Here is a 4811-nt window from a genome sequence, read left to right as displayed (position 1 = left end):
CCGGTACGATCGTGGTTGAACGCCGCCGCCTCATGAGTAATGTCGATTTCGAAGGAGCGGCGCGGTGCGCATCTTTTTCGGTAGTGGGGATGGGGCAGGGAACGCTGTCCTTCAGCAAAGAATACCCAGACCCGTTTTTTAACTTTTGACTGGAGGTCAGAAAATGAACATCAAGAGCCTTCTCCTCGGCTCCGCTGCGGCCCTGATCGCAGTTTCCGGTGCGCGCGCCGCCGACGCCGTCGTCGTCGCCGAGCCGGAACCCGCTGAATACGTCAAGATTTGCGACGTCTACGGCGCTGGCTACTTCTACATCCCCGGCACCGAGACCTGCCTGCGCATCGGCGGCTATGTCCGTTACGATATCGGCGTGGGCGATCACGGCACCAACGATGGCGTCAACAACGTTCCGGACCGTATGAACGACGACGAGCACGACACCTACTACAAGCAGGCTCGCTTCACGCTGAAGACCTGGACCGGCCAGGAGACCGAACTCGGCACGTTGAAGACCTACACCGAAACCCGCTTCAACTTCGGCAACAACACCGGCGACTACACCGATGAGTTTGCCGGCGACTGGCAGGCTCACAACAAGGGTACCACGCTGAATTTCGCCTGGATCCAGCTCGGCGGCTTGCGCGTCGGTAAAGACGAATCGGCCTTCGATACGTTCATCGGCTATGCCGGCAACGTCATCCAGGATACGATCGTTCCCTACGGCGGCTTCGACACCAATGTCATCCAGTACTACTTCGACGCCGGCAATGGCTTCTCGGCAGTGGTCTCGCTGGAAGAAGGTTATGGCGACTACTCGATCGACAGCTATGTTCCGCATGTTGTCGGCGGCGTGAAGTGGACGCAGGGCTGGGGCGCCATCACCGGCGTTGTCTCGTATGACAGCAACTACGAAGAAGTTGCCGGCAAGGTTCGCCTGGACGTGAACGTCTCCAACGAACTGTCGCTGTGGGTCATGGGTGGCTACGGCTCCGACGACAACCTCGGCGATGATCCGCTGGTCGGAGCTGGCGGTCGCGGCATGTACAAGCAGTGGGGCGGCAACTGGGCGGTGTGGGGCGGTGGCACCTACAAGTTCAACGAGAAGACCTCGTTCAACGCTCAGGTCTCGTATGATGACTGGAAGAACCTCGGCATTGCGGCGAACGTCGCTTATGACGTCGTTCCGGGCTTCACGGTCACGGCCGAAGTCGACTACCAGAACGTCGGCAGTGACGACCTTAACAAGGGTTGGTTCGGCGCTGACAAGAAGAGCAACATCGGCGGCATTCTCCGCTTCCAGCGCTCGTTCTAAGGGCTGGTTCCTTACAGGTGAAATTCAGCCCGGGCGTGCAAGCGCCCGGGCTGTTTTCGTTTCGCGACTGGATCAAGGCAAACAGAAGGATGGGGGTAACGGTAGCTGAATAAATCCGTGGAGTGGTTTCGTGGGATCTGCTGATGGGCGGATGGAAATCACAACCGCGTGATTAAAATCTCTTGAAAGGACGCTTCCAAGCGGGTAGGGCTGACCTATCCCACTCGGGGGTGTGGCAAATGATGACGAACGAAGCGATTCAAGAGGGCGAGTCCTCTGATCATTTTTCGATGTTTTCTTCTCAAAGTCCGAAGATTCGATACATCTATAACAAGATTAGAGAAGTAAAGTCGCATCGGGTCAGAGATCTTTTTTCAGCATATCGTGACATATTATGGGATGATGGGCGGCATAAGTATAATGTCAGCTCTTTCATCGGCGAAATAGACGAGATCCTCCTTGGGGAGCGTTTCAGCGCCTTTGACCAAAGTACCCTCGACAACCTTATCGGCACCTTGCGCCAGCGCGGCAACAGCAACGCAACCATCAATCGAAAGATGGCTGCCCTCAGCAAACTGCTGCGCAAGGCTCACAAGATGGGAGATATCCACAGCCTGCCCGAGTTCCGCCGCCAGAAGGAGCGGGCGGGTCGGATTCGGTTCCTCGAAAGGGACGAAGAGGCGCGCCTGTTCGCCGCCATCAAGAGCCGCAGCGAGGATGCCTACAGGCTTTCCGTTTTCCTGGTCGACACCGGATGCCGTCTCGGCGAGGCGCTTGGGCTGATCTGGAACGATATCCAGGAGCATCGCGTCTCCTTCTGGATCACCAAATCCGGCCGCAGCCGCACCATTCCGATGACCGAGCGGGTCAAAGAGGTCATCAAGCTGCCTCCCACTGAGGGCCGCCGGCCCAAAGGACCGTTCACCAAGCTCAGCCAGGCACAGTTCCGTGCCATCTGGAACGACGCGAAGGCCGAAGTCGGCCTCGGTGCCGACGATCAGGTGGTGCCGCATATACTGCGCCATACCTGCGCCTCGCGTCTGGTCCAGGGCGGCATCGACATCAGGCGCGTGCAGATGTGGCTCGGCCACCAAACGCTGTCGATGACGATGCGCTACGCGCATCTGGCCACCAACGATCTCGATGGCTGTGTCATCGTGCTGGAAACGCCTCGATCGACTCAGCCGGGCGGTAATTGCGCTGAAGGCTCCATGTTTTCTTCGCCGGTGACGACGCCTTCGTCGCCGACGGCAGAGCGGAAAAAGAGGGACGAGGCAGCCGCCGCCGCTAAGGAGTCGCCGAAAGCGACTCGGAAAAGTTCAAAAGCCAAGTAGGCTGAAGAAACTTGCCTATACTATCATAGCTATCCCGTGACCATGTTCGGTCATGGGATTTACTTCAGGATATTCTTCCGCTCGGCCTGATCGAGAAAAGCGCCTATGTCGCCCGGTAGGCTGCCGGTCTCGAGGAACGGCGCATGGCCCTGGCCCTCGACGGTGATCGTCTCCATCATGAAATGGCGCTCTTTCATCTGCTTGAGCGTGTCTATCGACAGCAATCTCGAATTGGCACCACGTATGGCGAGCAACGGGATGGCGGCCAACGCCTCGAATTGCGGCCATAGATCAGGCAGCTTCTGCGTCAGATCGAGACTGGCAACGGTATCCACCAGCTTCGGATCGAAATCCGGCACCAGCCCACCATCCGTTTCGCGGTAGAGAGCCCATACCATCCGATCCCAATCGGCGCCGGCAAGAGCGGGGAAGTCTTCGCCATGCACGCTGCGCTGGGCGGCCGCCGCCTGTGTGCGGGTTTTCGGTGCCGGGTCGCGCTCGAGATAAGACTGGATATGGGCAAGTCCGGCCGTCTCGATCACCGGTCCGATGTCGTTGAAAACAATGGCTTTCAGGACGGATGGCCGCATCGTCCCGAGCACATGGATGATCAATCCCCCGCGCGAGGTGCCGATGAAGGCCGCTTCTCCGATGTTCAGCGCCGCCAGCCCGGCGAGAATGTCGCCGGCCTCCACGCCGACATTGTAATTTTTGACGTCGGGATCATAAGCCGACTGCCCGCGCCCGCGGTAGTCGAAGGCGATGACCTTTCGTGGAGTTGCCGCATGCGTCGACAGATAGAGCGCCAGCTCGTGAAAATCCCTGGCATTGCGGGTCAGGCCAGGCAGGCAGACAACCGGCCAGGGTCCGGAATTGGCCTCGCCATAGACGCGCGCATGGAGTTTTAACCCGTCCGGTGCGCTGTAGAAGAAGTCGGAAAAAAGCTGCTCGCTTGCCATCGGAATGTGCGACCTCGCTGTATCAATCTGGACAGCTACAGGCGAGGGCAGGGATGGTCAATAAAAGGCGCTTTTGCCTTCTCCCACAAGTGGAGAAGGACAGAAAGGCTCAACTCCGCCCGTTCACCAGATCCCCGACAATGTCGTATTTGCCGGAAATACGCATCTTGTAGACCTCGTAATTCTCCATCACGCGCTGAACGTAACTTCTTGTTTCTGTGTAGGGAATCCGCTCGATCCAGTCGACGACCGCGTCGATGTCCTTGCCGCGCGGGTCGCCATATCTGGCCACCCACTGGCTGGCCCGGTTGGGGCCAGCATTGTAGCCGGCGAAGGTCAGCACGTAAGAGCCGTTGAAGCGGTCGAGCTGTTCGCCGAGGAAGGCCGAACCAAGCGTCGCGTTGTAGCCGGCATCGGTGGTCAGCCGTATTTGCGAAAACTGCAGCCCGGCCTTCTTCGCCAATTGCCTTGCGGTTCCCGGCATCAGCTGCAGCAGCCCGCGCGCGCCGGCGCTGGACACGGCGCCGATGTTGAATTCGCTTTCCTGGCGGGCGATCGCATAGGCCAGCGCCTTGCCCGAGCCGGAAATGTCAGCCGAATCGGGAATGACGCCGAGCGGATGCGACAATGCGCCGACATCGATGCCGCGTGCCCCGGCGATCTTGCCGATTTTCAGCGCCATAAAATGGTTCCCTTGCTTTTCGGCAAGGACAGCGAGCAGCGCCAGTTCGCCTGGACTGGTCAACTGCCCGGCAAGGTCGCGATAGAGCGTCTCGGCATAGCGATCGTAGCCCGCCTCCTGCAGCCGCTTGATGGCGCTGACGGCCTCGCGGCCGGCAAAGTTCTGCCGGTCGGCGGCGCTTGGCGAGGGATAGACGATGTTGAGCGCCTGCCGGCCGACACGTTCGGCGGCAAGCTGGCCGTAGAATGTCGTGCCGTAGGCAGCGGCGCGCGCAAAATAATCCCTGGCGTTGCCCGGGCCGCCGACTTCGGCGGCACGGCCGAGCCAGTAATACGCGCGCGACAGCGTCATCGGCCCTTGGGCAAGGTCGGCGATGCGAGCGAAATGCGTTGCGGCAAGCTTGGGGTCGTTCAGGCCGCGCAACGCGTACCAGCCGGCATGGAATTCGGCGTCGGCCGCGAGGCCGTCAGCGCCATCAAGCGGCTGCAGGAGGCGGGCTACGATCGCTATGCCGAGACGCTCTATCG

Annotated in this window: 4 protein-coding genes; 2 read left to right on the top strand and 2 right to left on the bottom strand. The window is 59.8% G+C overall.

The window, feature by feature from the left end; genetic code table 11:
* Nucleotides 1-163: 163 nt before the first annotated feature.
* Together EN925_RS23830 and EN925_RS23825 are read left to right on the top strand one after the other, a co-directional pair.
* Nucleotides 164-1309: a porin gene (locus EN925_RS23830; protein ID WP_127369707.1), complete on the top strand. Its 1146-nt coding sequence runs from the start codon at nt 164-166 to the stop codon at nt 1307-1309.
* Between the two features lie 239 nt (nt 1310-1548).
* On the top strand, nt 1549-2643 hold the full coding sequence (locus EN925_RS23825) for a site-specific integrase (RefSeq protein WP_127369706.1): 1095 nt from the start codon (nt 1549-1551) through the stop codon (nt 2641-2643).
* A 59-nt stretch (nt 2644-2702) separates the two neighbouring features.
* Here EN925_RS23825 and EN925_RS23820 read toward each other — a convergent pair whose 3' ends face one another.
* Nucleotides 2703-3602: an alpha/beta hydrolase gene (locus tag EN925_RS23820; RefSeq protein ID WP_064993116.1), complete on the bottom strand. Its 900-nt coding sequence runs from the start codon at nt 3600-3602 to the stop codon at nt 2703-2705.
* 109 nt (nt 3603-3711) lie between these two features.
* The coding region (locus EN925_RS23815; protein WP_245487286.1) for a lytic transglycosylase domain-containing protein at nt 3712-4811 on the bottom strand (1100 nt) is incomplete at its 5' end.

Source organism: Mesorhizobium sp. M7A.F.Ca.US.006.04.2.1 (assembly GCF_004022915.1).
Taxonomy (GTDB): Bacteria; Pseudomonadota; Alphaproteobacteria; order Rhizobiales; family Rhizobiaceae; genus Mesorhizobium; species Mesorhizobium ciceri.
The sequence above is the reverse complement of the archived record's forward strand: the minus strand, read 5'-3'. Positions and strand labels throughout refer to the sequence as shown.